Origin of the sequence: [Phormidium] sp. LEGE 05292, from assembly GCF_015207735.1 — a bacterium.
Lineage (GTDB): Bacteria > Cyanobacteriota > Cyanobacteriia > Cyanobacteriales > Aerosakkonemataceae > Floridanema.
On record NZ_JADEWG010000269.1, the window covers coordinates 1 to 4,806 of the forward strand.

Genomic DNA, 4,806 nt, shown 5'->3' on the forward strand with positions numbered 1-4,806 from the left:
TTCTGTTTCTTGACTTTCTTCTACTATAACTCCTGGTAGGTTTAGCAACTTAGTCAGTAATCTATTCTTCATCTCTTTGATGCTTAACACTTCCCTAATAATTTAGCACAGTAAGTACGGAAGAACCAAAAAAGCAAGCCAACTCGCAGTTCTCAAAGAAAACGTCTGGATAGCAAAACAAAGCGGAGTCAGATTAAGACGATGCGAGGAAAAGTGATTGATGAAAATAATTAAAGCATTTGCAAAGGAACAGGTTTAGGAGGACGTGGAAACGCAGCATCCAAAGTATTTAGTTCGTCTGTACTCAATTTCAAATCCAATGCTGCATAATTCTGTTGTATATGATTGATTTGACTAGATTTGGGAATTACAATTACATCCTCCTGATGCAACAACCAAGCTAAAGCTACTTGCGCCGCCGTAACTCCACGTTCCTGCGCTATTGCATTCAGTGTCTGGTTATTCAACAACCGACCTTGCTCAATGGGAGAATAAGCCATGATTGGGATATTGCGTTCCTGACACCAGGGTAATAAGTTCCATTCTATTCCCCGGCGTGCCAGATTATAGAGGACTTGATTAGTAACAATTCCGTTTCCCCCCTTCAACTGACTAACTTCCTGCATATCCTCCACATCAAAATTACTCACTCCATAACTGCGAATTTTGCCTGCTTGTTGCAGAGTTTGAAATGCTTCGAGGGTTTCTGCTAACGGTATAGAACCGCGCCAATGGAGTAGGTAAAGGTCAAGGTAGTCTGTTTTTAATCTTTTAAGACTTCTTTCACAGGCAGCAATTGTCCCTTGTTTCGAGGCATTATGAGGATAAACTTTACTAACCAAAAACACGGATGCACGACGATTCGTTATTACCTGTGAAATCACTTCTTCTGCGCCTCCTTCTCCATACATTTCTGCCGTATCAATTAAAGATAAACCCAAATCCAACCCATAACGTAAGGCATCAATTTCACTTTGGCGATTTCTTGTATTTTCTCCCATCTGCCATGTACCCATGCCCAGAACCGGAATTAATTGTCCAGAGGGTAACTTAAGATTTCGCATGACTGTTTCCATCCTTTAGACATCTTCAATAATTCCTAAAAACCAGGCATAAACCCTTGTATTATCATAGTCAAAATTTAATTTTTCTTCTTCCTAATGACTAATTTCCAATGATAGATGCCACACTCGAAATTAATCTCTAAAGTTAAAAAAACTTTTCGTTATTAGGAAGGAATTGAAATATAGCTATGTCCTTGAAATTAAATGTTCCCACTCTTAGCAATTCACAAGAGGCACAAAAACTGACCGAGGCTATTGCTACAGTAGATCCCACTGCCAAGGTAGAAGTAGATGTAGAATCTAAAACTGTTACTGTAGATTCACCTGATTCTAATACACCAGTTGCTTCTGAAGAGTCTATTAAACGCCCACGAGTAGCAATGGAACGAAAATGTACGCTAAGGCTGTAAACCTTACCCACAGAGGATTTCAGGCTTCATAAGCTGAAAATTCGGCGACATCGCGCAGCGGACGCATTTCCCCGCGGAGTACGGCTTCAGGTAAAGAAAAGTGGTAACGCCCCAGCATATTGATATGTTTGTATTTCAGAGGGGACAATCTGGTGATATCTTCAGGGTTGACAAAAGCTTGAGTAACTCGGAGATGATTAAGTGCTGCATCGGAGTACAAAGTATTCCATAAGACGATGGCGTTAACAACTAACCCCAACGCACTCAACTGATCTTCTTGACCCTCCCGATAACGCTGGCGCAATTCGCCACGCTGCCCATGAAACACAGCCCGCGCCAAAGAATGACGACTTTCACCGCGATTGAGTTGAATTAAAATGCGGCGACGGTAAGCCTCATCATCAATGTAAGCCAACAAATACAGAGTTTTCGCAACTCGCCCCAATTCGGCAATGGCCTTGGACAAACTGGAGGGATTTTTCCCCCCCTGTAAAGCATACATCAGATCCGAAGCACTAACGGTCCCTAACTTCAAAGAGCCAGCCACTCTGAGTAAATCCTCCCAATTTTGGGCAATTAACTCGGTATTAATCCGATTTTTAGCTAATCCATCTAAAACCCCATAATTAGCCGTAGCATCTATCCGCCAAAATCTAGCTTCCCCAATATCTGCCAATCGCGGACTGAACTGATAGCCGAGCAGCCAAAACAATCCAAAGACAATATCGGAATAACCTGCTGTATCAGTCATAATTTCCGTAGGACGCAAGCTAGTCTGTTGTTCCAACAATCCCTCAAGCAAAAACAGAGAATCGCGCAATGTCCCCGGAATCAAGATACTGTGAAAACCAGTAAACTGGTCAGAAGTAAAATTGTAATAAGTGATGCCCCGTCCCACGCCAAAATACTTAGGATTAGGGCCTGCATTAATCGTTCTGACCGGAACTTGAAAGCGCAATCCATCAGCAGAAGCTACCTCTCCGCCACCCCAGCTTTGTGCTAGAGGAATATTAGTCTGGGCATCAACTAAGCGTGCATTAGCTTTGATAATAGTTTCCTGGCGCAGATAATTGTGCTTGACCCAAGAGAGTCGGTCTTTAGTCAAAGCCGGAACATCGGCACGCACCAAAGGTTCCAAGCCAATATTACAAGCTTCTGCCAACAGCACGGCACAAATGCTAGTGGGCAAATCTTGCACTCTAGCCGTTGCCTCACTGATATGAGTAAACTCGGAAGCAAATCCAGTTAAAGCTTGCACCTCTAACAATAATTCTGGTAAGTCTACTCTAGGTAGTAAATTCTCCACTTGCTGTCGCAAGAGTTTCAAACTTGATGGTTCCTCAATTTTTTCCAAACCAGTCAGCACCAAAGTTTCCTTCCCATCGACCAAATTTATCCGCACTGCCGCATTATCAGAAAAATTGGCTGTGGTGCGTTGATAAGCTTCACCCAGTTGTGCTGCTAAATTCTCTAATTCTTTCAGAGGTGTGGGCTCTCGCTCTAATAACCGACACACTTGAGGTTTAGCGGCAATCCAAGCCTCACCCTGCAATAATTGCGACCCTGGATTGCCCCAACGACGGGAAGGGAAAACGAACAAGTCCCGCCGCCGCAAGGCAGCACGCAAAGCTTGCAGCACGCAAAAAGTAAAAGCTTGACGATTAAATTGGCCGTTTTCGTCTACCAACCAGCGCCACCAGCTGGGACTGGTGACTATCTGCAAAGGTGCACTATCCCAGTCAGGCTTTCTCACCCCTTCGATTGACTTGAGAAAATGCCACGCTTGCAAAACTGGTTGTCCCGCTTTAGTCGCCTGGAATTCTATCGTCTTCAATAGGTGCGGTAAAAATCGTCGGACTTGCCGCCATCGTTGTCGCATTAACTCATAGTAATTGTTATCATACTCTGGTCGCGCCAGTTCGTTGACTGTTTGTATGGCTTTGGCCAGCTCCTCTGGGTCGAACAGATCGAATACTGTGGGCCGCACCACTGGATCACTATAATCGGGGTCGAGCAAGACTTGACAAGCCGCAGATAACAATAGCGCGGCAGCATCTAAGTCTTTTAAAGTTCGCAGCCGCTCTTTAATGCCCTGGCGTTGCGAGAAAGCCAATAGTTCTCTCACCAGCGAATCTAACAGATCGATGGCATCATCCATCGCCACTACCTGCCAAACATAAGCAAATGCCAGTAAAGTCGCAATCCGGCGTGGCTCAGGCATTCTGGCAATAGCTTGTGCTTTAGAACCAGCCCCCGTGCGAGCTAACAACTGCAATCTAGCAGTGGGAATCTTAGTGAAATTCAGTTCGTTAAGCCCCAAAGCCCGGATGGAAACCAACCTCTGGAGCGCCGCTACTAATCCTGATGCACTAATGCGGGTGGGTGACTTTCGCAATTGCTCAAAAGGAGTTTGGCGGGAGTTTTCCCCCACCACGAGTAATTTTTCTAGGTTAACTCGTTGTTGTGGGTGAGCTAGCCGGAACAAAGCTTGCTCCAAACGCTGATTAGCTCGTTCTCTAATCCGCGCAATCAAGCGAGTCAGAGTAGTCACCCCAGGCAGTAGAATTTTGCGTTCTACCAACCGGGCAGTGGTTAAGTCAAACAGTACGCTAGGACGTTCGGCACTCAACCAAGCTCGTTGATACAGCCAGCGCACCAGCCGCCAGTATTCCGGTGGGTCGTGGAAATCCCGATACCCGTAGAGGCGTTGAATTTCCCCCGCATGTTCTCTGTGAGTAGTGGTTCGTTCCAGATAATGGGATAAACACTGAATATCTTTAATTTCCAGTTGCTGGGCTAGATAATTGACCACTCCGGGTGGTACGTCAGTTGGGTTAACCAAAAAAGTGCCTAAAAACCTCACCGTGCATAGTTGTAAAGCAAAACCCAGCCGATTATGTGCGCCCCGGCGACGGTTAACTAGCTGCCGCTCTCTGTCATCGAGATAGAAATAACGTTCCAACTGGGTGGGGGTGGGTTCGTCTGCATAGCGTCCGTAACACTTTTGCTGTGCGATAGTGAGAAATTCAACCGGCAAGGCCGCCTCCCTTGTCAGCATAAGCTGTTCCGCAATTGGGGCAAAACTTGTACGCGAATGATGCAATCGGAGCATGGCAGTTGTGGCAATCGCAACTCAATTGCCTGCCACAAAACAGGCAGTGTTTGGCCCAGAAATAGCGAAGCTGACACCAGCCGCAAAGTAGCGAGTGAAACTCTTACTAGATAAGGATTTCAGCCATTTTTTACTTCCGACACACTCTCTTCTAGAGCCAACACTCAGTTAACCACGGCAGAGTATAGCCACTACTCTTCCGACAATAGTCCGTCAGCTC

At 45.6% G+C, this 4,806-nt stretch carries 3 protein-coding genes; 1 reads left to right on the top strand and 2 read right to left on the bottom strand.

The annotated features are described in order from the left end of the window. Window positions 1-230: 230 nt before the first annotated feature. The gene (locus IQ264_RS31605; protein ID WP_193986556.1) at window positions 231-1,064 is read right to left on the bottom strand and encodes an aldo/keto reductase; all 834 of its coding nucleotides are present in this window, start codon (window positions 1,062-1,064) and stop codon (window positions 231-233) included. 188 nt (window positions 1,065-1,252) lie between these two features. On the opposite strand from IQ264_RS31605, the gene IQ264_RS31610 reads away from it, so the two are divergent. After that, complete coding sequence (locus IQ264_RS31610; protein ID WP_193986558.1) at window positions 1,253-1,474, top strand: copper chaperone; 222 nt, start codon at window positions 1,253-1,255, stop codon at window positions 1,472-1,474. A gap of 19 nt (window positions 1,475-1,493) precedes the next feature. Here the strand turns inward: IQ264_RS31610 and IQ264_RS31615 are convergent, their stop codons facing one another. Next, the gene (locus IQ264_RS31615) at window positions 1,494-4,511 is read right to left on the bottom strand and encodes a Tn3 family transposase (RefSeq protein ID WP_193986560.1); all 3,018 of its coding nucleotides are present in this window, start codon (window positions 4,509-4,511) and stop codon (window positions 1,494-1,496) included. Window positions 4,512-4,806 lie beyond the last annotated feature (295 nt).

Bases quoted from the DNA above. Each gene is read 5' to 3' on its own strand.
- IQ264_RS31610 (WP_193986558.1), top strand. From the start codon at position 1,253: ATGTCCTTGAAATTAAATGTTCCCACTCTTAGCAATTCACAAGAGGCA.
- IQ264_RS31605 (WP_193986556.1), bottom strand. From the start codon at position 1,064: ATGCGAAATCTTAAGTTACCCTCTGGACAATTAATTCCGGTTCTGGGC.